A 22,262-nucleotide genomic window follows, 5' to 3' on the forward strand; every position below is an offset into this window, starting at 1 on the left:
GGGCGACGGCCGGGACACGGGTGTGACGCGGGTGCGACGCGGAGGGGCGGATGGCGCGGGCGAGGGTGTCGATGCAGGAGCTCATCCGGCGCAGACGGCGTGCCGGGTTCGTGGGGCGGAGGGAAGAACTCCGTTTGTTCCGCGAGAATTTGGAGCTGCCGCCGGACGACGACCGTCACCGCTTCCTCTTCCACGTGCACGGCCACGCGGGCGTCGGCAAGACGTCCCTCGTGCGGGAGCTCGGCCAGGTGGCCAGGGACCGCGGGGCCCTCGTCGCGCACGTCGACGAGGGCGCGGGCGGCATCCCCGAGGTGCTCGCCGAGATCTCCTCCCAATTCGCCCAGCAGGGGCGCGTGTTGAAGGCTCTGGAGCGGTCCCTCGCCACCTACCGGCAGCGCAGCCACGAGGCGGTCGCGGCCGCCGTGCGCGAGCCGGATCCTGACGCGCCCTCGACGGGCAGTGTCCTCGCGGCCCGCGCGGGGGTCGTCGGGCTCGGCATGGTGCCGGTGGTGGGCGCGCTCGCCGGCATGGTCGACGCGGAGCGCCTCGCCACGGGCGCGGACCGGCTGCGGGCCCGCTTCCGCAACCAGGAGGACGCCCGCCTCGTCCTGGAGCCGGAGCGGGTCCTGACGCCCGTGCTGCTCGACGAGCTCGCCGCGGCGGCCGACGTCGCGCCGTGGCTCGTGCTGTTCTTCGACACGTACGAGAGGACGGCGCCGTATCTGGACCACTGGCTGCACGACGTGATGACCACGGACCGGTACGGCGAACTCCCCTCCAACGTCGTGGTGGTGACGTCCGGTCAGCTCGCCCTCGACCCGGAGCGCTGGGAGGGCGCCCTGGACTTCGCGGCGGAGATGGCGCTGCGGCCCTTCACGGAGACCGAGGCGCGCGGCCTGCTCGCCGCCAAGGGCGTCACCGACGAACCGGTGGTCGCGGAGGTCCTTCGCCTCTCGGGCCATCTGCCCGTCCTCGTCTCCACCCTCGCCGAGTCGGGCCCGGCGGGCCCGGACGACGTGGGCGACCCCAGCGTCACGGCCGTGGAGCGCTTCCTGAAGTGGGAGCGCGACCCGGTGCGGCGCACGGCCGCCGTGGACTGCGCGCTGCCCAGGCGCCTCGACGAGGACGTGGTGCGCGCGGCGCTGGGCGGCGAGGGCGACCCGGCCGAGCTGCACGCCTGGCTGTGCGCCATGCCGTTCGTGCGGACCGACCGCAGGGGCGTGGCCCGCTACCACGGTGTCGTCCGCGCCCCGATGCTGCGCCTGCGCCGCAACTCCGCGCCCAGCTCGTGGAGTTCGGGCCACGAGCGGCTCGCCGCGCTGTACGAGGTGCGGCGCGTGGCGCTCGCGGAGGCGGCGCGGGGCGAGCCGGGACGGCCCTGGATGCGCCCGGACTGGCGGGAGGCCCGCGTCGAGGAGCTGTACCACGGCCTGTGCGCCCGGCCGCGGACCGCGCTGCCCGCGGTGCTGCGCGAGGGCGTCGACGCGTGCCGCGTGGACACGGCGGTGGCCCGGGAGTGGGCGCGGGCGGTCGCGGACGCCGCCGAGGACACGGAGGCCGAGCAGCTGCGGGCCCTTTCCGCCGAGTGCCAGAGCGCGCTCCTGGACGAACGCCTTGGCGCACTGCGGGTGTTGGAGCTTCTCCTGACCCGTCCCGAGCTTGACGACGAGGGCAGGGTGGCCGCGTACAACGCGCACGGCCTGCAGCTCTTCCACCTGGGTCGGCTGCGCGAGGCCCTGGTCGACCACGAGCGTGCCATCGCGCTCGTCCCCGCCGACCCGTGGGGCCACCACGACCTGGCCATCACCTACCGTGCCCTCGGCGAGCACGAGACGGCACTGCGGCACCTGGACCGCGCCGACGAGCTGGCGCCGGGCGTGGAGTGGCTGGCGCGGGCGCGCGGCGAGACCTACCGGCGCATGGGCCGACCCGAGGAGGCGCTGCCCTGGCTGGACCGCGCGCACGAACTGGACCCCAAGGAGCCGCTGACCCTGGGCAGTCGGGGCCAGACCAAGTTCGTGCTCGGCCGCCCCCGCGAGGCCCTGGACGACCTGGACCGCGCCATCGCCCTGTGGCCCGACTACCCCTGGGCGCTGGCCCGCAGGGCCCACATCAGACAGAGCCTCGGCGATGTCGAGGGCGCCCTCGCCGACCTGGACCGCGCCCAGGAACTGGAGCCGGGGGCGGCCGGCACCCGGGGCGAGCGGGGCGACGTCCTGCGCTTCGCGGGCCGCCACGAGGAGGCCGTCGTCGAGTACGACGCGGCGCTCGCCCTCGACCCCGCGTACGCCTGGGCGCACGGCAGCAAGGCCCTCGCCCTGGAGGCCCTCGGCCGCACGGAGGAGGCCATCGCCTGCCTGGAGCGGGCGCTCGAGCTCGATCCGGAGTACGGCTGGGCGCGGGCGCAGAAGGAGCGGATTCTGCGGGCGCGCACGGACTGATCGGGGGAGACTGGAGGCGGGCAGCGGGCAGCGGGGTATGGGACTGCGGGGAACGGGGGAGTGCGATGGCGTCGGCCGATGCGGAAGAGCCGTCCATGCAGGAGCTGATCCGCCGCAGGGGGCGGGCCGGTTTCGTCGGGCGGCGCGGTGAACTGGCCGCGTTCCGCGAGAACTTCGACGTGCCGCCCGCCGATCTGAGGCATCGCTTCCTGTTCCACGTCCACGGCAACGCGGGCGTGGGCAAGACGTCCCTCGTCCGGGAGCTGGAGCAGCTCGCCCGCGAGCGCGGCGCCCTGACCGCGTACGTCGACGAGACGGTCGGCAGCGTGCCCGAGGCGATGGCGGCGATCTGCGCCGAACTCGCCAGGCAGGGCAGGCGGTTGAAGGACCTGGACCAGCTGCTGGCCGCCCACCGCGAGCGCAGCCACGAGGCGGAGTCAGTCTCGGCCGCCGCGGTGTCCCAGGGCCTCCCGGAGCAGGAGCCCGGCGTCCCGCCCGCTCCCTCCACGGGAAGCATGACGGCCGCCCGCGCCAGCCTGGTGGGGCTCGGCCTCGTGCCCGGCGTCGGGGCCTTCGCCGGAGCGGTCGACCCGGCCCAACTCGCCCAGGGCGTCGACCGGTTGCGGGCGGGGCTCAGCGCGCGCTTTCGCAGCCAGGAGGACGTCCAGCTGGTCCTGTCCCCGGAGCGGGTTCTCACTCCGGTCCTGCTGAAGGAGCTGGCGCAGGCGGCCAGGTCGGCGCCGTGGATCGTGCTGTTCTTCGACACGTACGAGCGGACGGCACCGTTCCTCGACGGCTGGCTGCACGAGGTGATGACGACGGAGCGGCACGGCGCGCTCCCCGCGAAGGTCGTGGTGGTCACGGCGGGTCAGCAGCCCTTCGACACCGCCCGCTGGGGCGGATACGCGGACTTCGTGACGGACGTGCCGCTCGACCCCTTCACCGAGCAGGAGTCCCGCGGGCTGCTCGCGGGCAAGGGCGTCGTCGCCGAACCGGTCGTCGAGGAGGTCCTGCGGCTCTCGGGCGGACTGCCGGTCCTGGTCTCGATGCTCGCGGAGAACCGCCCCGCCGACCCGGACGACGTGGGTGACCCCAGCGTGACGGCCGTGGAGCGCTTCCTGAAGTGGGAGCAGGACCCGGTGCGCAGGGCCTCCGCGCTGGCGTGCGCGCTGCCGAGGCGGCTCGACGCGGATGTGGTGCGGGCGGCGGCCGAAGGGGTGTGTGCCGACAGCGAGGTGCCGGGGGTCTTCGCCTGGCTGCGTGGCCTGCCGTTCGTGAAGGACCGCGGCGACCGCCTCCAGTACCACGACGTCGTACGGGACCCCATGCTGCGCCTGCAGCGGCACCGGTCGCCGCGCGGCTGGACCCAGGCGCAGCGGAGGCTGGCCGAGGCGTTCGGCGGGTGGCGTGCGGAGGCCGAAGTCAGCCTGGATCAGGAGGACTTCTGGTTGGACGAGCGGTGGCGGGAGCTGCGCCACGCGGAGTCCTACCACCTGCTGTGCGCGGCACCGCGCACCGCGCTGCCCGCCGCCCTCCGGGACGTCGTCGAGGCCTGCGACGTGGGCGGGACGGCGGCCCGCCGCTGGGCGCAACTGCTCGTGGACGCCGGTCAGGACGCGGAGTCCGAAGCGGTCGGGACATGGGGCAGGGACCTGCTGCGGGCCCTGGAGGAGGGCGAGGGAGCGGCCGCCCTGAAAGTGCTGATCGACCGGGCGGGCTTCGACGCGCGCGGGCGGGCCCTGGCCCGGCTGGTCCGGGCGCGGGACCTGCGGGAGGGCGGCGCCCCTGCGGAGGCGCTCGCCGAGTACGACCGGGCCCTCGCCTTCGATCCCGACCTGCAGCGGGCCCACTACGGCAAGGCCGCCACGTACTGGAACATGGACGCCGAGGAATCCGCCCCCGCGGCCCTCGCCGCCCTGGACCGTGCCGTGGAGATCGGGCCCGACCGGTCCCACATCTACTCGCTGCGGGGCGAGGTCCACCGCTACCTGGGCCACTACGAGCAGGCGATCAAGGACCTGGACCGCGCCCTCGCGCTCGACCCGACGGACGAGGTGGCGCTGGCGAGCCGGGGCAGTGCCCACCAGTCACTGGGGCACGGCGACGCGGCCCTCGCCGATCTGGAACGCGCCCTTGAACTGGCCCCCGACTACGTGTGGGCGCTGGTGCACAGGGGCAAGGTGCGGTCCGACCGCCAGGAGCACGAGCAAGCCGTCACGGACCTGAACCGCGCGGCCGAGCTGTCCCCGGACTCGGCCTGGATACTCCGCCTGAGGGGCGACGCCCTGCGGATCGCGGACCGCGAGGAGGAGTCCCTCGCCGACTACACCCGGGCCATCGAGCTCGACGCCGAGAGCTTGACGGCGTACGCGGGAAGGGGCGTCTCCCTGCACAACCTCGACCGGCACCCCGAGGCGCTCGCCGACCTGGACCGCGCCTTGGAACTCGCGCCGGACTACGCGTGGGCGCTGGCCCGCCGCGCCATGCTGCTGCACGACATGGGCGAGGACGAACGGGCCCTGGCGGACGCCGACCGGGCCAAGGAGCTGTCGCCCGACACCGACTGGATCCTGTACCACCGCGCCGACGTGCTCTACAGCCTGGACCGGTACGAGGAGGCCCGCGCCGACCTGGACCGGGCGCTCGAACTGGACCCCGAGTACGTGGCGGCGCTCTGCCGCCGAGGCGCCGTCCTGCATCGACTGTCCCGCTATGCCGAGGCCTTCGCCGACTTGGACCGGGTCATCGGAGAACTCGCCCCCCGCTCCGGCTGGGCCCTCGTGCTGCGGGCCAGGCTCGCGCTGGCCACCGGCAGGGTCGACCGCGCCCTCGCCGACCTCGCCGCCTACGCCGAGTGCGGCATCGACCCGGACTGGGCGCGCCGCAAGACCGCCGAGCTGTGCCTGTGGCTGGGCAGGATCGAGCCCGCGTACGCCGCCCTGGAACCCGACATGGCAGGCGAAGGGCCCGGCGGCGCCGAGGAGTTGGTGCGGCTGTACTGCGCGACGGAGCAGTGGGCACCGGCCCGCGCGGCGGCGGAGCGGCTGTACGCGGACAGCGAGGCGAGCGCCACGCTGTTCCTCGCCGTGGTGACGACGTGCACCTCGGGCCCGGCGGCCGCCGCCCCGCTGTGGCGGCGGCTCCCCGGGCTGCCGGAGGCGGAGAACGCGGATTTCACCGAAGTCTGGCGGGACTACCTGCACGCCATGCTCGCCGTCGTCCACGGCGACTGGGTCAGGTGCGACGCCGCGCTCGCCCGGATCCTCGGACCGGGCCTCGAAGAACTGGAGTGGGACGACCTGGCGGAGATGGCCTCCTTCCCGTCCGACTTCCTCGTCGCCCCCGGCATCGACCGCGCCCGCCTGCTGCCCCGCCTCGCCCGCCTCGTGGAGGCCAGGGACGCCTTCCAGGCGCGCCACGCGGCGACGTCCTGAGGAGCACCTGCGAAGCTCCCGTGAACGTCGTTCAAAAGCGACCTCAAGGGCGACTCCTCGCATACCACTTGACGCCTGAACCGATCGTTCCCGGTCGATTACAGTGCTGCGCAGTCGCAACCGGACGAGACACGACAGGGCACGTCCAGGCACGGAGGGGAGGTCCGCGTGGGCACTGCAGCAGCCACCGGCGTCTGGGGCCGCGCCGAGCAGCAGGACTTCCGCAGCCGGGTGCGCGGCACGCTCCTCGGAGGCGCCGCGGGGGACGCCTTCGGGGCGCCCGTCGACCGCCTCGCCCTGGACGCCATCCGCGAGGAGCACGGCACCGACGGACTCACCGAGCCCGCCCCCGCGCACGGCAGACGCGGCGCCGTCACCGCCGCCACCCAGCTCACCCTCTTCACCGTCGACGGACTCATACGCGCCCAGGTGCGCCGCGACACCGGCGCCTGGCACCCGCCGACCGACCTGCATCGCGCCTACCGCCGCTGGGCCGCGACCCAGAGCGACTGGGGCCCCGACGAGCGGCGCAAGGAGGACGGCTGGCTGGCCCGCGAGGAGTGGCTGTACTCGCGGCGCGACCCGTCCCGCGCCTGCCTCGTCGGCCTCGGCGACGACGTCATGGGCACCCTCGAAGCCCCGAAGAACCCCGACGAACGCGGCGCCGACGCCGCCGTCAGGTCCGCGCCCTTCGGCCTCCTCGTCGGCTGGGAGCCCCAGCTCGTGCTGCAGCTCGCCGTCGAGTGCGCCGTCCAGACGCACGGCCACCCCACCGCCTACCTCGCCGCGGGCGCACACACCGTCATCGTGCACGGCCTCGCCCGCGGGGAGTCCCTCGACGGCGCGATCCAGCGGACCCTCGCCCTGCTCGCCACCCGCCCCGGACACAACGCCGTCACGGACGCGCTCCGGCACGCGCTGGGCGCCGTACGGCAGGGCATGCCCACGCCCGCGCGCGTCGAGGAGCTCGTGGCCGACGGCACCGCCGATGGCGCGCTCGCCGCCGCCGTGTACTGCGCCCTTGTCGGCGAGGACGTCCGGCACGGCCTGCGGCTCGCCGTCAACCACGGCGGTCCGTCGGCCGCGGCGGGCGCGCTGTGCGGGGCACTTCTCGGCGCGCTGCACGGAGAGACCGCGCTCCCTCCCGGGTGGCTCACGGAGCTGGAGGGACGGGCCACGATCCTGGAGCTCGCGGACGACTTCGCCATGGAGATGACGCAGGGCCCCGCCCTGCACGGCCCCGCGGTCTCGTCACCGGGGTGGCTCACACGCTATCCACGGGCGTGAGCCGGGGGATCCGCTGTCCGTGGGCGTGAGCCGGGGGACCCGCTGTTCGGGTGCCGCGCCATCCGGGTGCCACGCCGCGTGTCTGCCGGGCGCGTCCCCTCACGTACCAGCAAGGTCGTTCCCATGAACGCACAGCGACTGCTTGCCGTCCCCCTGCTCGCCCTCGCCCTCCTGGGCGCCGGCGCCGCCTCCGCCTCCGCCGCCCCCGCGGCCGAGCCCTTCCCGCAGGGCGGCTCCACCGCGTCGGCCGTCCCCTTCGGGGACCCGTTCGCCTCGGACCCGTTCTACGCCGACTTCTTCGACCGGGCCCAGGCCCACCAGGAGGGGGCGAACCCCCACCTGGTCGCGACCCGCGCCCCGCACTGCCCGCCCCCGGCCGGCGGCAACGGCAGCGGCGGTGACAGCCTCCTGGAGTCCGACATCACGTCGAGCACGTCGATCCTCTAGGCACCGCACCCCGGCCCCGGGGGCACACCCCCGGGGTCACATCGAACCCGGCGCCTTCACCGCGCCGTCCCGCGGCTCCGCGGGAGCGGGCACGGCCGCCGCTCCCGCGGAGCCGTCGTCGTCCGTGTTGACCTTCTCGATGAGCGCGTCCCGCTCGGGGGTGTCCTCCGGCTTCACATAGCCGATGACGATGTAGAGGACGAGGGAGACGGCCAGCGGGATCGACACCTGGTACTGGAGAGCGACGCCGCCCTCGATCGCCTCGTCGATGGGGTAGTTGACCAGATAGAAGGCGAACAGCCCGGCCGCCCAGCTGGTCAGCGCCGCGGTGGGACCGGACTTCCTGAACGTGCGCAGCAGGCCCAGCATCATCGGGATCGCGATCGGGCCCATCAGGCCGGCGACCCACTTGATGACGACCGTGATGATGTCCTTGAACGTCGGCGAGTTCACCTGCGTCGCCACCGCCATGGACAGACCGAGGAAGACCACCGTCGTGAGCCGCGCGGCGACCAGGCCCTTGCGCTCGCTCCAGCCCCGCGCCTTCGCGGACAGGGCGGGCGCCACGTCCCGCGTGAAGACCGCGGCGATCGCGTTGGCGTCGGAGGAGCACATGGCCATGGTGTGCGAGAAGAAGCCGACGACGACGAGCCCCAACAGGCCGTGCGGCAGCAGCTGTTCGGTCATCAGGGCGTACGAGTCCGAGCCGTCGGACTTCTGGGCGTCGACCAGGAGCGGCGACATCCACATGGGGAAGAACAGCACGAGCGGCCAGACCAGCCACAGGATCGCGGAGAGCTTCGCGGAGCGCGCGGCCTCCTTGGCGTTGGCGGTCGCCATGTAGCGCTGCGCCTGGTTGAGCATGCCGCCGTTGTACTCGAAGAGCTTGATGAAGAGGAACGCGAGCAGGAACACCGTGCCGTACGGACCGACCAGCGGCTTCCCGTGGCCCGCGAGCTCCGGCTGGTCCCAGACGCCGAAGAACCCCCCGTACGGGCCGAGCTCGGCGACGACGGCCACGAACATCGCGATACCGGCGAGGAGTTGGATGATGAACTGCCCGAGTTCGGTGAGCGCGTCGGCCCACAGGCCGCCGATGGTGCAGTAGATCGCCGTGATGGCGCCGGTGACGAGGATGCCCTGGTTGAGGGAGACGCCGGTGAAGACGGACAACAGGGTGGCGATCGCCGCCCACTTGGCGCCCACGTCCACGATCTTCAGCAGCATGCCGGACCAGGCCAGCGCCTGCTGGGTACCGAGGTTGTAGCGGTTCTTGAGGTACTCCAGCGGCGATGCCACGTGCAGGCGTGAGCGCAGACGGTTGATGCGGGGAGCGAAGAGCCGTGCGCCGATCGCGATGCCGAGGGCGATGGGGAAGGACCAGGTGACGAAGGACGTCACTCCGTACGTGTACGCGATGCCCGCGTACCCGGTGAACATCACCGCGCTGTAGCCGGACATGTGGTGCGAGATGCCCGACAGCCACCAGGGCATCTTGCCGCCGGCGGTGAAGAAGTCGCTGACGTTGTCGACCCGCTTGTGGGACCACACGCCGATCGCGACCATCACGCCGAAGTAGCCGATGAGCACGGCCCAGTCGAGACTGTTCATATGGCCCTCCAGGGGTCCGCCTGGTGAACTGCGCATAACTGGCTCGCACTTCGCCAGTACCGGCCGCCGGAGACATGAACGACCCGGAAGTGCCCGCTCATCGTGGGTTCGGGCGCGGGGCGTCGACAACCGCCCGTGAGGTCAAGGCCAAGTAAAATCGTTCGGTTTGCTGATTCATGTTCACATATCTGACCAGTGCAGGCATGGCCGAGGGGCAAGAAGAAGCGCCCCCGTCAGGGGGCGCGGGGAACCGCGAGAGCAACCACGAAGGATCCGCGGCGAACGAACTACCGCATCAACTCTCCCGCGTTGACCAGGAGGGACTGCCCGGTGATGGAGCGAGCCCGGTCCGACGCGAGGAACACGACCGCATCGGCGACATCCCCGTCCGTCGCCAGATCGGGAAGGGCCATGCGCGCCGCGAGGCGTTCGCGGACCTCCGCCTCCGCCACGCCTTCCGTGTGCGCGGTGAACTGGACGTACGCCTCGACGGGAGGGCCCCACATCCATCCCGGCAGAACCGTGTTGACCCGGATCCGATCGGGTCCGACCTCATGCGCGAGCGAGTACATTGCCGAGGTCAACGCCCCCTTCGACGCCGCATACGCGGCCTGCCGCACCTGCGAGGGCGAGGCGACGGCCGACTGCGTGCCGATGAAGACCACCGAACCGCCCCGCCGCTCCCTGAGCGAGGGCAGGCACGCGCGCGTCATGCGCAGGGTGCCGAGCAGATTGACGTCGACGACCTGCCGCCAGGTGTCGAAGTCCGCGTCCTCCAGGCCGCCGAAATAGCTGTCCCAGGCGGCGACATGGACCACCGCGTCGATGCCGCCGAAGCGTTCGCGGGCCAGTTCCGCGAGGGCCTCGCACTGCCGCTCGTCGGTGATGTCGGTGGCGCGGTAGGCGGTACGGGTGCCCTCGGGGTCGATCTCGGCGGCCGACTTGGCGAGGTTCGCCTCCGTACGCGCCCCGAGCACGGCGTTGCCGCCGTCGCGCACGACGGCGGCCGCGACCTGGTGGCCGAGCCCGGCGCCGACGCCCGAGACGACGACGGTCTTCGACTTCAGGAGCGACGACGACATGGGGCGCCTCCCGGCTCTGGCAGTTTTGCTGACGGGGCGTCAGAGTATGGGCGTCCAGCCGAGGAAGGAAGAGGGAGGCAGGGGAGACGCATGAGCGAGGACACCCGCAGCGACGTCTACGCCGAGCTGGCCGCCGTCGGGCCCTACGGGGTGCACCCGGGGCACGCCCTGATCACCATGGTCGAGCCGCACCCGGGGCACGAGTACGCGTACAACCGCTGGTACGAGGACGACCACTACTACGCGGGCGCGATGGCCATGCCGTGGATGTACGCGGGGCGCCGCTGGGTGGCGACGCGGGAGCTCCAACTCCTGCGCTACCCCGACAAGTCCGCGATAGCCGAGCCGGTCACCGCGGGGTGCTATCTCTCCACGTACTGGGTCACGGACGGCCGCTACGACGACCACATGAAGTGGACCGTGGGCATCAACAAGCGGCTCAACCGGGACGGGCGCGTCTATCAGGACCGCACGCACGTGTTCACCGCCTTCCAGGACCACGAGGCGACCGTCTACCGGGACGGCGCGGCGGGCCCGCGCGACTTCCACGCGCTCGACCACCCGTACAAGGGCCTCGTCCTGGAGGTCGTCGACGCGGAAGGGCCGGAGCGGCGCCCCGAGTTGCTGGAGTGGCTGCGGGCCAGGCACCTGCCGCGGGTGCTGGCGGGGTCACCCGCCGCGATGGTCACGCTGTTCCGGCCGACGCCGCTGCCGGGGGACCGGATGACGTACGTGAAGCAGGTCGAGGGCGTGGACACCCGGCTGACTCTGCTCTGGTTCCTCCAGGAGGATCCGCGGGAGTGCTGGGAGGCGCACTTCGCGGGGCGGGAGAGCGCCGTCGCGGAGTCGGGGCTCGGGCGCGTGGAGCTGGTGGCGCCGTTCATCCCGACGGTGCCGGGGACGGACATGTACGTCGACCGGCTGCGCTGAGGCGCGCGCCTCAGCGCACTGCACGCACTGCACGCACCGCACGCGTCGCATGCACCGCTGTGCGCCGGCGCAAGGCCGAGCCCCCTCGGCCGGGACGGCGGGCCAGTCGAGAGGGCTCATTCGGTGGGGCATATGTGATTGTTCTTCGTGTTCTTCGCGTTTTTCTGTCGATGAGCCCTGCTGTCTCACGCGAGGTCGGCAGCCCCCCGGCTCACCTCGGTGACGAACGCGTTCCACGACTCGGCCGGGAAGGCGAGGACCGGGCCCTCGACCACCTTCGAGTCGCGTACGGAAATGCCCGTCCGCACCGGGGATTTGACCTCGACACACGCGCCGTTGCCCGTGGAGTACGAAGACTTGACCCACTCATACGAAGTGCCCTGCTGGATTGCCATGTCTGCTCCGTTTTGCGCAGTTGATGAGTTGCTGTCGCCGCAAAGTGCGGTGTTGCGCCACCGTTCCTGCTCGATGGCGTGAATGACGCTACTCGCCAACATCGGCGCGTGAAGGGATCGTTCACTCAACCGGATGGCATATTCCAGGGGGGTCTTCCGCCCCGACGCGGCAAGGGTGTACCGTGCGGCGCCTTCCCGCGAGGGGGTGGTTCATACCGGGGTATCAGCGGGCGTACTCCTTCGCGATGTCCGCGATGAGCTGCCGGGATTGTTCGACATTCAATGCCTGTGCCCGCAAATGCTCGTACATGACGCTGTATTGCTGGACGTCGTTTGCTTTCTCCAGATACAGGTCGCTCGTGACACCCTCGATGTAGACCACGCTGGAATCGGCCGCGTCGGGGAACTCGAGAATCGCGTACTGGCCATTGAGTCCGGGATGTGCGCCCATCTCGAAAGGGATCACCTGGACCGTCACGTGCGGCAGTTGGGACTGCTCGACGAGATGCTCCAGCTGGTCGCGCATCAGATGGCGGGAGCCCACGACGCGGCGCAGTGCCGATTCGTCGAGAACGGTCCACAGGCGCAGCGGAACGTCCGGCGCCGAGATGCGGTCCTGACGGCGCATGCGCACCTGGACGCGCTTCTCGATGTCGGTGGGAGTGGTCTCCGGGAGTGCGCCGGTGATGAGCGCCTCGGCGTACGCGCGGGTCTGCAGCAGGCCGGGGACGACCTGCGGGTCGTACACGCGCAGGGACGCCGCGTCGGTCTCCAGACCGATGTACACGCTGTACGGGATGTCGCCGAAGGAGTGCCACCAGCCCTGCTGGCGGGAGTCCTTGGCCATCTGCATCAGCGAATCGACGATGCGGTGGTCCTCGACCTCGTAGACACCGCACAGGTCGCGGACGTCGCGCTGGCTGATCGAGCGGCGGCCGTTCTCGAGGCGGCTGATCTTCGACTGCGAGACGAGCAGGCGCTCGGCGACTTCCTCGGCCGTCATGCCCTTGAGCTCACGGAGCCGACGGAGCTCCTGGCCCAACCGGCGTCGCCTGACGGTGGGATTGACATTGGACGCCACGGGACGTGCACCTCCGGCTTGCATGCCTCTACTTTGCGTATCTACTGCTCAGCAGAGTGCCACCAACAAGTGCGGCACCGCTGGGAAACAGCGGATGTGCGGATGTGAGGACGGGTGCAGAGGTGGTGCGGTCCTGCCCTGCGGCGCCAAAGGGTGTGCGGTCGCGCGGGGCGGTGGTACCGGGGTGTCGTCGTCCGGACGGTCCGGCACCACGCCCCGCGCGGCCCAGCGGCTCCCGAACCGGGTCTGGGGGACTACGGCGCGGCGCTGGTGCTGTGGTGCTGAGCGGTTACGTGCTGGTGGTGCGATACCTGAGTGGTGCTTTGCCTGAATGGAGCGTCACGTGACGGTGATGCGTACCTGAGTGATGCGTCACGTGAGGATGGTGCGTGACGTGATGGTGGTGCGTGACGTGATGGTGGTGCTGAGCGGTGCGTGCTGAGCGGTGCGTGATGCGCGGTGCTCTGCGTGATGCGCGGTGCTCCGCGTGGTGCTGTGAGCGGTGCTCAGTGAGCCACGGCGCGTGCCATGGATCCGCGGCGCGGCTGCAGTGGAACCCCACCGGGGTCCGCTGCCGACCTGGCCGGCTGGCGTCCGCCCGGTCCCGCGGGACCGGCTGGTGCGGCGCTGCGGCGCGGCTGAGCGGCCACGCCGTTCTGGACGTCCATCACGGCGTGTGCCACGAGGCCGCCCATGGGGTCGTGCCTGATGAGATCCCGGAGGCGCGAGCGCGATGAACGCCCTTCGTTTCCGGGGTACAGATGCTTGCCGAGACCGACCGCGTGGGCCAGCGCGGCGAGCGCCGCGGTCCGCGGGTCCGGCGGTACACCGGTGCGGATCGCCGAATCGAGCCGAGACCTGATTTCCCGGCTGATGGCCGTGTCCGTCGCTTGGTAGCGAGTCGTCGGCAGTACCCCGCACATCTGACCGGCGACGGCATGCACCATGCCGCACCGCTCTAGATGCGAGAGATACGTCTGGCGGAGCCCAAGCCTGGGCCCGCCGATCCAGTGGACGGCCCGAACCGGGCTGCCGCGCCTGCGCAGCAGTTCCAGTGCGGAGTCCAGTGTCGGATCTCCGGTCGGCCGTGGCATCACCACGGCGATACGATCCCCGTCTGGGGCTATCCGTCCGGCCAGCGCCAGCTCTACTAGCTGTGCTCCGGCCAGACCGAGGTCGAGCGACTGCGGCTGCGCTGTGGTGCCCGTGGCCGGGTCCAAAGCGAGCAGCAGAAGCTCCTCCGGAATTGTTCTGCGGCTCCTGCCCATCCATGCCTCCCCGCGTGGATGAATGACAGGGTGACCCAACTCACTTTGGTCTGTCGAGAGCGCGTGGGCGGGATGTACGGGAACCAGTAGGTATGTCGTTCTCGTCTACCACGGGGGTTAAGCCCTCACACAGGACACTGGTACACGGTTCGGACAGTGGGGTCCGGCCGGGTTCTGGCGGATGTCCAGCACACGGCAAGCATCATCATCGGCATACGGCATGGCGTACGAGGAGGCATCGGTGGCGGGCGAGACCCCCGACAGGTCGAAGCAGCGGAAGTCGTCGGGGAACCCGACTGCGGCGGAGTCGTCTGTGCCTGCGCCGGAGGAACGGGACCCGCGTCTTGCGATGACCCGCGAGACGCCTCAGGTGCGCGAGGATCACGCGACCGCGGTCTTCTCCACGAAGGACGTCGCCGGGGCGGCGACCGGTTCCGACACCCCCGAGCCGGGCTCGGACCCCGAGTCGGCCTCCGGCCCCGAGGCCAAGCCGGAGGCGAACGGCGACGCGCGCCTGCGGGCGGCTGTGGCGGCGTGGGTGGCGGGCACGGATGACGAGCCTTCGGCCGCGGAGGACGGCGACGGCACGGCGAAGCCTGCCGCCTCACCGGCCAGCAGTGACGCTCCTGCGGGGAGCGGTGCCGGGGAGGACGACGACTCGGCGGAGGGTGGTGCTTCGGCGGAGGCCGGGGGTGCGTCCGAGGCGGAGGACTCGGCGGAGGGTGGTGCTTCGGCGAAGGCCGAGGGTTCGTCCGAGGCGGGCGAATCGGAGGCGGTCGACGGCCCGGCGGAGGCCGACGCTTCGGCTGCGGGTGGTTCGGCGCGGGGTGAGGGTTCGGCCGAGGCCGAGGGCTCCGCGCAGGCCGATGCCGCGGCGAAGTCCGGCGGTTCGGTGCCGTCAAGCGGCTCCGCCGAAGCGGATGCTCCGGTGGGCGGCGGTGACTCGGCGAAGGCTGAGGGCACGTCCACGGGCGATGCCTCGGCGAGTGGTGATGCTCCGGCGAAGCCCGATGTCCCCGCCAAGCCCGAAGCCGCGTCCCACGCCGACACCTCGGACGACGGCGGCTCCGTGAAGTCCGAAGGTGCCGCCACGGCCGACGCTTCGGCGAAGTCCGGAAGCGGCTCCGAGGCCGATGCTCCGGCCAAGGCCGGTGACTCCCCGAAGAGCTCCCGCAAGGACTCCCCGAAGTGGGCCAAGACCGGCGAGCCCGAGCCCGAGGCCTCGGCCAAGGACACCCCCGCCAAGGGCTCCGCCAAGGACGCCCCCGCCAAGGCCGAGGACGCATCCGCCGCGGACGCCCCCGCCCCGTCCACCGGCATCGATCAAGCCACCGCCGTGTTCAAGGCCGTGGCGCCCAAGGCTGTCGATCAGCCCACCACCATGCTCAAGTTGGGTGATCACACGCCCAAGGGCGCGGCGGGTGCAAAGGGAGATGCAAAGGCTGAGGGAGATGCAAAGGCCGAGGGGGATGCCGAGCGGACCAGCAAGTTCGTCGCGCTGAAGCCGCTCGACGAGCCCGCCGCCAAGCCGAAGCCGAAGCCGGAGGCGAAGTCGGAGGGCAAGCCCGAAGCCGCTGCCAAGGCGTCCGAAGCCTCCGCTGCCGCCCAGGCCCCCGCGGCCCCCGGCGTCGTCGGGCCCGAGCGCACCACCCAGCAGCCCCTGCCGCCCAAGCCGCCGCTCGACCTCCTCGCCGAGCTGACCAACACCCCGCCGCCCGCCGAGACCCCGGTCCGCACCGCCGTGCGCCGGGTCAAGATCTGGACGCCGCTGGTCCTGCTCCTGGTGGTCGTCTTTGCAGTCGTACAGGCTGTGCGCCCGCTGCCGACCCCCACCCTGAAGCTCACCGCGCAGGAGTCCGTGACCTTCGACGGCGGCAAGCCGTCCATGCCGTGGCCCGGCGAGGGCCAGGCCGCGATGGACGTCAACGGCATCGGCACCTTCGGTACCTACGGCGACCAGAAGCCCGTGCCGATCGCGAGCATCGCGAAGGTCATGACGGTCTATCTGATCCTCCGCGACCACCCGCTGGAGAAGGGCGACAAGGGCCCGGAGATCCCCGTCGACGCCGCCGCCCAGAAGCACTACGAGACCGGCAAGCCGGCCAACGAGTCGGTCGTCAAGGTCACCGAGGGCCAGAAGATCCGCGAGTACGAGGCCCTCCAGGCGGTCATGCTCCCGTCGGCGAACAACGTCGCCAAGCTCCTGGCCCGCTGGGACACCAAGAGCAACTCCGAGGACGAGTTCGTCGCGAAGATGAACAAGACGGCCAAGGAGCTGGGCATGAAGAACACCCACTACACGGACCCCAGCGGCCTGGACAAGACGACCGTCTCGACCGCCGAGGACCTCGTGAAGCTCGGCCGCGCCGCGATGGAGAACCCCGTCTTCAACGAGATCTCCCAGCAGCGCAGCTACGTGGACCTCAACGGAGACAAGCAGAACAACTTCTTCGGCCTCGTTCCGAGCATCGCCGTCGGCATCAAGACCGGCACCACCACCGCGGCCGGCGGCAACATCCTCTTCGCCGCGGAGAAGGTGATCGACGGCAAGAAGCAGACGATCATCGGCGCTGCCCTCGGTCAGTACGGAGACAACGGCGTCGCCAACATCGACGAGGTCACCAGGGTCACCAAGGAGCTCATCGAGGCCGGACAGGGCGCGCTCAAGTCCAAGACCATCGTGAAGAAGGGCGACGTGGTCGGCCAGGTGGACGACGGCCTGGGCGGTTCGACGCCCGTGGTCGCCACCAAGGACGTCCCCGCCGTCGGCTGGGCCGGTCTGACCGTGAAGCTGGAGCTGAACGCCCAGAAGGGCAAGACCCTGCCGCACTCGGCGAAGGCGGGCACCAAGGTCGGCGTGCTGAGCGTCGGCGACGGCAAGGGCGGCGCCGTGGAGGTACCGGTCGCCCTGCAGAAGGACCTCTCCGAACCGGGCTTCGGCGCCAAGCTGACGCGGGTGAGCTGACGTGGGTGAGCTGACACACGTGGTCTGACGCCACGGGCTGTCGAGGCCCGAACCTTGAGTCTGTGCCCCCTCAGGGGGGCACAGACTTTTTTCGGTGCCTCTTACCGACGCAGTGCCTCCGCGGGCGGCACGCGGCTGGCCCGCCACGCCGGATAGAGGCCGGCGAGCAGCCCGGTCACCAGGCCGGTCACCGGGGCTGCGACCAACACCGCGGGGTGAATGACGGGGGTCCACTCGCGGACGTATGCGACCGCGACCACCGCGACGGTGCCAGCAGCGGTTCCCGCGACGCCGCCGAGCGCGCCCAGGAAGCCGGATTCCGTGAGGAACTGGAGGGTGATGTGGTGGCGCCGGGCGCCCAGCGCGCGGCGGAGCCCGATCTCCCCGGTCCGTTCCATGACGGCGACGAGCGTGGTGTTGGCGATGCCGACCGCGCCGATGACCAGGCACACCCCCGCGAGCAGCAGAAAGAGCTGCTCCAGGTCGCCGGTCACCGTGGTGCGCAGCGTTCGCGGATCGGGCGGCGGCACGGCCGTGAAGCGCTCGGGATGAGCGGGGTCGAGCGCCGTCGCGGCCTGTGTGGCCAGTTGCTGTGCCGCGCCGAGCCGGGTGGAGATGAGCATCCGGGCACGTTCGCCCGGTTCGGGCTCGCCCCAGATCGCCTCCGCCGTGCTCCGGGGCACCACGACGGACATCAGCAGGTCGGGCTTGCGATCCACGTCCTCGACGATGCCGATGACGGTGAACGGGGCGTCGTCGATGAAGACCGCCGGGTTGCCGCGCAGGGTGGTGATGCCGAGGCGGGAGGCGAGGGCGCTGCCGATGACAGCGACGCGCTCGTGGCGTCGCTCGTGGAAGCGGTCGAGGACGCGCCCGTGGCGCATCTGCGCCCCGGCCGCCCGCAGGACACCGGGGGAGGCGGCCACGGTCGTGGCCCGCTCCCGTTCGGCGCCGGGGTCGGGCGATGCGCCGACCAGGTTGTTCCTGCCGAGTCCCACGGTCCAGTAGACGCCCGCGTGGCGACTGCCGTTGAGCCGTTCGATCCGGGAGTCGGCATCGGCGGGAAAGGCGTTGGCGACGGTGTCGGAGTCCGTGCCGCCGGTGTCCTTGACCGTCACTTCGGTCGCGGTGAGCCGGTTGAAGCGGGCGTCGATCTGCGACGAGGCCGTGGCCGTCAGCCCGAGCACCGTGACCAGGGTGCCCACGCCGAGCACCGTGCCCAGCGCGGTGAGCGTGGAGCGTCCCGGCCGCTGCACCACGCCGGCCAGGGCTTCTGCCGACAGGTCCCGAGGGCCGAGGTGGGTGCGGGTGCGGTGGGCCCGCGCCCGGCGGATCAGGCGCACGGTGTCGCTCCCTTCGGTTCCGCTGCCCCAGAGACCGCTCGGATGCCGTTCGGACTCCGGCGCTGTACGTCGGTGACCTCGCCGTCCTTGATGTGCAGCCTGCGGTCGCCACGGTCGGCGACCGCGCGGTCGTGGGTGATGACGACGAGTGTCATGCCGTCTTGGTGCAGGGAGTCGAGGAGGTCGAGGACAGCGGCCGCGGTCGCCGTGTCGAGGTTTCCCGTGGGCTCGTCGCACAGCAGGAGCGAGGGAGCGGCGGCCAATGCCCGGGCGATGGCGACACGCTGGCGCTCCCCGCCCGAGAGCCGAGTGGGGACCGCGTCGAGGCGGTGGCCGAGGCCTACGCGCACCAGGGCGTCGCGGGCCAGCGAGGTGCGCTCGTGCCGGGCCACGGCGGGGTTGTAGAGCATTCCCAGCATCACGTTCTCCACAGCGCTGCGGTGCGGGACGAGATGGAAGGACTGGAAGACGAAACCGATACGGCCGCCGCGCAGAGCGGTGCGATCTCGTTCGGAAAGGGTCGTGGTGTCGGTGCCGTCGAGCAGGCAGGTGCCCTGGGTGGGTGTGTCAAGGAGCCCGGCGATGTTGAGGAAGGTGGACTTGCCGGACCCGGAGGGGCCCGTGACGGTGACGTACTCGCCGGGGTGGACGCGGATGTGGCAGGGCTTCAGCGCCCGCACGGGAGGCGGGCCGGGGTAGGTGAGCGCGGCCCCGCGCATTTCCAGTACGGGGGCAGTGGTGCTGGGAGCGGGCACGTGAGGGGTCACCGGGCACGCCCGGTACGGGCAGCGGACTCGACACCGACGGAGACGGCGTCGCCCTGCCTCAGCTTCCCGCTTCCGGTCGGTGCGACTTCGACGTAGCCGTCACCGGATATGCCGGTGCGCACTGGTACGCGTCGCTGCCCGCCGTCCGAAGTGCACACCGTGACGACCGACTTGGCGTCGGCACCGGAGGTGACCGCCGAGAGGGGCACCACCAGCACCTTTCCGTCGGACGCCGCCGCTTCCACGGTCAGGCGCACGTCCTGCCCCGCCAGCTCGGGGTGGAGCGGCTTGTCGGGGGTGACGGTGACCGCGTACCCGGCGCGGGAGTCGGGCGCGTCCTGTCCGCCGTTCTGCGCGCCTTCGGACAGTTCGCGGGCGACCGACTTGACCGTGCCGCTCGCCGTCGTGCCGGTGGTCTCGGAGGAGATCTCGACCTGTTGGCCCGCGCGCACCAGGTTCTTCTCGTCGGGCCTGAGGGTGCCGCGTACCGTCAGGTCGCCGGTGCTGAGTGTCACCAGCTTCTCTCCCGGTTCCTGCCCCGCCCGTGCGGTCACGGTCTCGACGCGGGCGGGGAAGGAAGGTACGTAGACCAGTTCGGAGACCGGGACGACAGGGCTCACGGACGATCCGCCGGCGGTGCCTTCAGCCTTCTCCCCGCCTTGTGACGGGTCGTAGCCGAGCGACGCGTAGAGGCGTTCGACGGCCCGCGCGGTACCGGATCCGAACCGGCCCGGGGCGTCGCCTCCGGTACCGAAACCCGTGTCGGCCAGGGCCTTCTGCAGTTGCGCGACATCGTCGCCATGCATGCCCGGCCGCAGGTCACGGTAGGCGGGGAGGCTGCCGCGGAGCACGAAGACGGGGCGCCCGGAGACCTCGACGAGGACGTGGCCCGGCGCCACCTTGTCGTCCTGCTTGACCTTCACGCGGGTGACGATGGACCGGGAGGCTTCGCCTCCGCCCGTGCCGGACGTGCTGATGTCGAGGGTCTGCTGGGCCCGGACGAGACCGCGGGTCACCACGGTGTCCTTCAGGACGCGCCGCTCCACGGGTGCGGTCAGCACGTCAGGTTCGGGAGGACCGGCCTCGGCGGCGGCCTGCTGCGGTGACTTGATGAGCCGGCCCGCCGCCGCTCCCGTGCCGGTCAGGATGACCGCTCCGGCGACCAGGATCACCACCGTACGGCGCCGCCTGCCCAGGGCCGTCGCCCGCTCGGTCGTCATGCTTCTTTCCTTCCGGCTTGCCGTGCGGCCCAGGGCCAATTCCGGCTCAAGCTATCCGGAGCGCCTCGCCTCGCGAGCGAACATTTCAGGCATAGCGCACAACTCGCGGGCGCTGTTGTCGTAAATGCGTCATGAGGGCTGTTTGAGGTTGTGATGGCGACTTGGGAGCCGGTAGATCAATTTGGTCTTGAATCAGCCGTTTCGGACCTAAGGAAGAAGAAGATGATGAAGCTTCGCGGAGCTGCGGTGGCGCTCTCCGGCGCCTGCCTCGTGGTCGCCGTCGGTACACCGGCATCAGCGACGGACAAGAACGTGGGCGCGAAGGCATGCAACGCCGGGTGGGACTTCGCCCTGCGCTACAACTCGAATCAGACCGGTGCTTACCGGTACTTCGGTTACTCCGAGGGCAACTTCGACCGGGGCGCCGACTACCTCGGCCCGTGGCGCTACTGCGACGACACGCGTGCCCCGTACAAGAGTGGTTCGGGGAAGCCGGTGAAGAACAACGCGGCCTCTGCCCAGAACAAGAGCGGTACTTACAAGGCCACGGTCTATTTCAACAGCTGGTGGAAGGGCGCTTCCGACACCCTCCGCCCGAACACGAAGAAGAACTTGAAGAACACCTACAACCAGAACGCTTCCTTCAAGTGGCATAGCTGATCCGGCCGGCGCAGCCCGGTGAGGCGGTGGGGCGGCGCAGGGCCGCCGCCCCACCGTGTTCTGAGTCAGAGCGAGAACGGCGAAGCAGAGGTTTGAGGGCATGACTGGCGGCAAGAACGGCAGGCCGCGTGGCCTTGCGGTGCGGTGGGCGGCCTGTGCGCTGTCGGTGGCCGTGGTGTCCGGCTGCGCGGGCGGCGGCACATCAGGTGAATCGGCGGGCGACGGGGCCGCCGACGGGGCGTGGGCACTTCCCGTGGAGGCGTATCTGCCGACCAGGAAAGAGGAGCAGGCGATCACCCAGGCGCGTGCCGCGCTGCTGAAGGACTGCATGGGAAAGCAGGGGTTCTCGTACGACCAGTCGCCCGAACTCCCCGAGATCGGCGGCCAGTCGTTGACCGACGGACGGTATGGGATCTGGGAACGCGACGATGTCGAGCGGTGGGGATACCACCCTGACCCGGAACTGCTCGAGGCGCACGAGAAGGCCACGGCCCAGGCCACGGACCTCAAGAGGGAACTCTCGCAGGCCGAGCGCACGGCGCTGTACGGAAAGAGCGAAGCGTCGGTCGAAGGCCATGGGCCCGGCGGCTGCGCGCGGGAGGTCTCGGTGAAGCTGGGCGAGGGCGCCACCGACACGAGCTTCACCGAGCCGGCCGAGGCGATGGCCAACGACGCGTACGGCAGGGCTCAGCGGGAGCCCGACGTACGAAAGGCATTCCAGTCGTGGTCGGCCTGCATGAAGAAGCAGGGCTATGACTACCGAACGCCTATGTACGCCAATGACGACGCGGCCTTCGCCGGGCGGGACATCAGCGACAAGGAACTCGCGGTGGCCCGCACAGACCTCGACTGCCGCGAGAAGTACCAGGTCAACAGGGTCTGGTACGAGCAGGAGGCGCGTTGGCAGAAGCTGCTCATCGAGGAGAAGGCGGACCCGCTGAACGAGGTGCGGCTGCAGAGCGCTGATGTGGTGCGCAAGGCGCAGCAGGTGCTCGAAGCGTCCCGTTAGGCCGCGGCCGCGCCCGAGGCGGCTCCAGCCAGCCGAGCTGCTGGGCCCTGGCGCCCAGAGCGACTCGTCCAGGGACTTCCAGACGGAGCATCAGCGTATGGACGCGTCGCTGCACCGTGCGATGGCTCATCCCCAGCCGTCGGCCGATGGCCGCGTCGTCCAGCCCGCTGTAGAGCAGCTGCACGATCAACAGCTCCTGTCCGTTGCAGCTCTCCGTCGCCGCACGTGCGGGACGTGAGCTTTCGGGTGGGGTCATGCGATTGCCTCTGCGGTGATGTCGTTCCGGCTGCCGTGGACCGCACGGCCACCGCGTCCTGTTGGT

17 protein-coding genes are annotated in these 22,262 nt (G+C 71.1%); 8 read left to right on the forward strand and 9 right to left on the reverse strand.

Annotation, left to right across the window (positions count from 1 at the left end; all coding sequences use genetic code 11):
• Positions 1–71 precede the first annotated feature (71 nt).
• The 4 genes from AB0B50_RS32275 to AB0B50_RS32290 all read left to right on the forward strand — a co-directional run bounded on the left by AB0B50_RS32275 (position 72) and on the right by AB0B50_RS32290 (position 7,609).
• Entirely contained in the window at positions 72–2,441 is a 2,370-nt protein-coding gene (locus tag AB0B50_RS32275) for a tetratricopeptide repeat protein (protein ID WP_362339349.1), read from the forward strand.
• 95 nt (positions 2,442–2,536) lie between these two features.
• Positions 2,537–5,875: a tetratricopeptide repeat protein gene (locus tag AB0B50_RS32280; RefSeq protein ID WP_362339350.1), complete on the forward strand. Its 3,339-nt coding sequence runs from the start codon at positions 2,537–2,539 to the stop codon at positions 5,873–5,875.
• Positions 5,876–6,043: 168 nt separating this feature from the next.
• Positions 6,044–7,162, forward strand: a complete 1,119-nt coding sequence (locus tag AB0B50_RS32285; RefSeq protein WP_362339351.1) for an ADP-ribosylglycohydrolase family protein — start codon at positions 6,044–6,046, stop codon at positions 7,160–7,162.
• Between the two features lie 123 nt (positions 7,163–7,285).
• Positions 7,286–7,609 carry a hypothetical protein gene (locus tag AB0B50_RS32290; RefSeq protein WP_362339352.1) on the forward strand — a complete coding sequence of 108 codons (324 nt, stop codon included), beginning with the start codon at positions 7,286–7,288 and terminating at the stop codon, positions 7,607–7,609.
• A gap of 36 nt (positions 7,610–7,645) precedes the next feature.
• Here AB0B50_RS32290 and AB0B50_RS32295 read toward each other — a convergent pair whose 3' ends face one another.
• Both AB0B50_RS32295 and AB0B50_RS32300 read right to left on the reverse strand, forming a co-directional pair.
• Complete coding sequence (locus AB0B50_RS32295) at positions 7,646–9,220, reverse strand: sodium:solute symporter family protein (protein WP_362339353.1); 1,575 nt, start codon at positions 9,218–9,220, stop codon at positions 7,646–7,648.
• A gap of 287 nt (positions 9,221–9,507) precedes the next feature.
• On the reverse strand, positions 9,508–10,302 hold the full coding sequence (locus tag AB0B50_RS32300; protein WP_362339354.1) for an SDR family oxidoreductase: 795 nt from the start codon (positions 10,300–10,302) through the stop codon (positions 9,508–9,510).
• A 90-nt stretch (positions 10,303–10,392) separates the two neighbouring features.
• On the opposite strand from AB0B50_RS32300, the gene AB0B50_RS32305 reads away from it, so the two are divergent.
• Positions 10,393–11,232, forward strand: a complete 840-nt coding sequence (locus AB0B50_RS32305) for a hypothetical protein (protein WP_362339355.1) — start codon at positions 10,393–10,395, stop codon at positions 11,230–11,232.
• A 185-nt stretch (positions 11,233–11,417) separates the two neighbouring features.
• Here AB0B50_RS32305 and AB0B50_RS32310 read toward each other — a convergent pair whose 3' ends face one another.
• From AB0B50_RS32310 to AB0B50_RS32320, 3 genes are all read right to left on the reverse strand, one after another.
• Positions 11,418–11,627, reverse strand: coding sequence for a DUF397 domain-containing protein (locus tag AB0B50_RS32310; protein WP_362339356.1), 210 nt, complete (start codon positions 11,625–11,627; stop codon positions 11,418–11,420).
• 223 nt (positions 11,628–11,850) lie between these two features.
• Positions 11,851–12,708 (reverse strand): helix-turn-helix transcriptional regulator, encoded by an 858-nt coding sequence (locus AB0B50_RS32315; protein WP_362339357.1) that lies wholly within the window; start codon positions 12,706–12,708, stop codon positions 11,851–11,853.
• A 506-nt stretch (positions 12,709–13,214) separates the two neighbouring features.
• Positions 13,215–13,976, reverse strand: a complete 762-nt coding sequence (locus tag AB0B50_RS32320) for a GPP34 family phosphoprotein (RefSeq protein ID WP_055696788.1) — start codon at positions 13,974–13,976, stop codon at positions 13,215–13,217.
• A 349-nt stretch (positions 13,977–14,325) separates the two neighbouring features.
• On the opposite strand from AB0B50_RS32320, the gene AB0B50_RS32325 reads away from it, so the two are divergent.
• Entirely contained in the window at positions 14,326–16,941 is a 2,616-nt protein-coding gene (locus tag AB0B50_RS32325; protein ID WP_362339358.1) for a D-alanyl-D-alanine carboxypeptidase, read from the forward strand.
• 101 nt (positions 16,942–17,042) lie between these two features.
• On the opposite strand, the gene AB0B50_RS32330 is transcribed toward AB0B50_RS32325, so the two are convergent.
• From AB0B50_RS32330 to AB0B50_RS32340, 3 genes are read right to left on the reverse strand one after another with little or no spacing between them, the layout of a single operon-like run.
• Complete coding sequence (locus tag AB0B50_RS32330; RefSeq protein WP_362339359.1) at positions 17,043–18,284, reverse strand: ABC transporter permease; 1,242 nt, start codon at positions 18,282–18,284, stop codon at positions 17,043–17,045.
• Positions 18,275–19,003 carry an ABC transporter ATP-binding protein gene (locus AB0B50_RS32335; RefSeq protein WP_362339533.1) on the reverse strand — a complete coding sequence of 243 codons (729 nt, stop codon included), beginning with the start codon at positions 19,001–19,003 and terminating at the stop codon, positions 18,275–18,277. The genes AB0B50_RS32330 and AB0B50_RS32335 overlap by 10 nt, the downstream gene beginning before the upstream one ends.
• A gap of 44 nt (positions 19,004–19,047) precedes the next feature.
• Positions 19,048–20,271 carry an efflux RND transporter periplasmic adaptor subunit gene (locus AB0B50_RS32340; RefSeq protein ID WP_362339360.1) on the reverse strand — a complete coding sequence of 408 codons (1,224 nt, stop codon included), beginning with the start codon at positions 20,269–20,271 and terminating at the stop codon, positions 19,048–19,050.
• 222 nt (positions 20,272–20,493) lie between these two features.
• On the opposite strand from AB0B50_RS32340, the gene AB0B50_RS32345 reads away from it, so the two are divergent.
• Positions 20,494–20,931, forward strand: coding sequence for a hypothetical protein (locus AB0B50_RS32345; protein WP_362339361.1), 438 nt, complete (start codon positions 20,494–20,496; stop codon positions 20,929–20,931).
• Between the two features lie 100 nt (positions 20,932–21,031).
• Positions 21,032–21,940, forward strand: a complete 909-nt coding sequence (locus tag AB0B50_RS32350; RefSeq protein ID WP_362339362.1) for a hypothetical protein — start codon at positions 21,032–21,034, stop codon at positions 21,938–21,940.
• Here AB0B50_RS32350 and AB0B50_RS32355 read toward each other — a convergent pair.
• Positions 21,846–22,196: a LuxR C-terminal-related transcriptional regulator gene (locus tag AB0B50_RS32355; protein ID WP_362339363.1), complete on the reverse strand. Its 351-nt coding sequence runs from the start codon at positions 22,194–22,196 to the stop codon at positions 21,846–21,848. The two genes, AB0B50_RS32350 and AB0B50_RS32355, sit on opposite strands and share 95 nt — an antisense overlap.
• Between the last annotated feature and the right edge of the window lie 66 nt (positions 22,197–22,262).

Source organism: Streptomyces sp. NPDC041068, assembly GCF_040647455.1.
In the GTDB taxonomy this organism is placed as follows: Bacteria; Actinomycetota; Actinomycetes; order Streptomycetales; family Streptomycetaceae; genus Streptomyces.

Bases quoted from the DNA above. Each gene is read 5' to 3' on its own strand.
- AB0B50_RS32275 (WP_362339349.1), top strand. From the start codon at position 72: ATGCAGGAGCTCATCCGGCGCAGACGGCGTGCCGGGTTCGTGGGGCGG.
- AB0B50_RS32280 (WP_362339350.1), top strand. From the start codon at position 2,537: ATGCAGGAGCTGATCCGCCGCAGGGGGCGGGCCGGTTTCGTCGGGCGG.
- AB0B50_RS32290 (WP_362339352.1), top strand. From the start codon at position 7,286: ATGAACGCACAGCGACTGCTTGCCGTCCCCCTGCTCGCCCTCGCCCTC.
- AB0B50_RS32295 (WP_362339353.1), bottom strand. From the start codon at position 9,220: ATGAACAGTCTCGACTGGGCCGTGCTCATCGGCTACTTCGGCGTGATG.
- AB0B50_RS32300 (WP_362339354.1), bottom strand. From the start codon at position 10,302: ATGTCGTCGTCGCTCCTGAAGTCGAAGACCGTCGTCGTCTCGGGCGTC.
- AB0B50_RS32305 (WP_362339355.1), top strand. From the start codon at position 10,393: ATGAGCGAGGACACCCGCAGCGACGTCTACGCCGAGCTGGCCGCCGTC.
- AB0B50_RS32310 (WP_362339356.1), bottom strand. From the start codon at position 11,627: ATGGCAATCCAGCAGGGCACTTCGTATGAGTGGGTCAAGTCTTCGTAC.
- AB0B50_RS32320 (WP_055696788.1), bottom strand. From the start codon at position 13,976: ATGGGCAGGAGCCGCAGAACAATTCCGGAGGAGCTTCTGCTGCTCGCT.
- AB0B50_RS32325 (WP_362339358.1), top strand. From the start codon at position 14,326: ATGACCCGCGAGACGCCTCAGGTGCGCGAGGATCACGCGACCGCGGTC.
- AB0B50_RS32335 (WP_362339533.1), bottom strand. From the start codon at position 19,003: ATGCGCGGGGCCGCGCTCACCTACCCCGGCCCGCCTCCCGTGCGGGCG.
- AB0B50_RS32340 (WP_362339360.1), bottom strand. From the start codon at position 20,271: ATGACGACCGAGCGGGCGACGGCCCTGGGCAGGCGGCGCCGTACGGTG.
- AB0B50_RS32345 (WP_362339361.1), top strand. From the start codon at position 20,494: ATGATGAAGCTTCGCGGAGCTGCGGTGGCGCTCTCCGGCGCCTGCCTC.
- AB0B50_RS32350 (WP_362339362.1), top strand. From the start codon at position 21,032: ATGACTGGCGGCAAGAACGGCAGGCCGCGTGGCCTTGCGGTGCGGTGG.
- AB0B50_RS32355 (WP_362339363.1), bottom strand. From the start codon at position 22,196: ATGACCCCACCCGAAAGCTCACGTCCCGCACGTGCGGCGACGGAGAGC.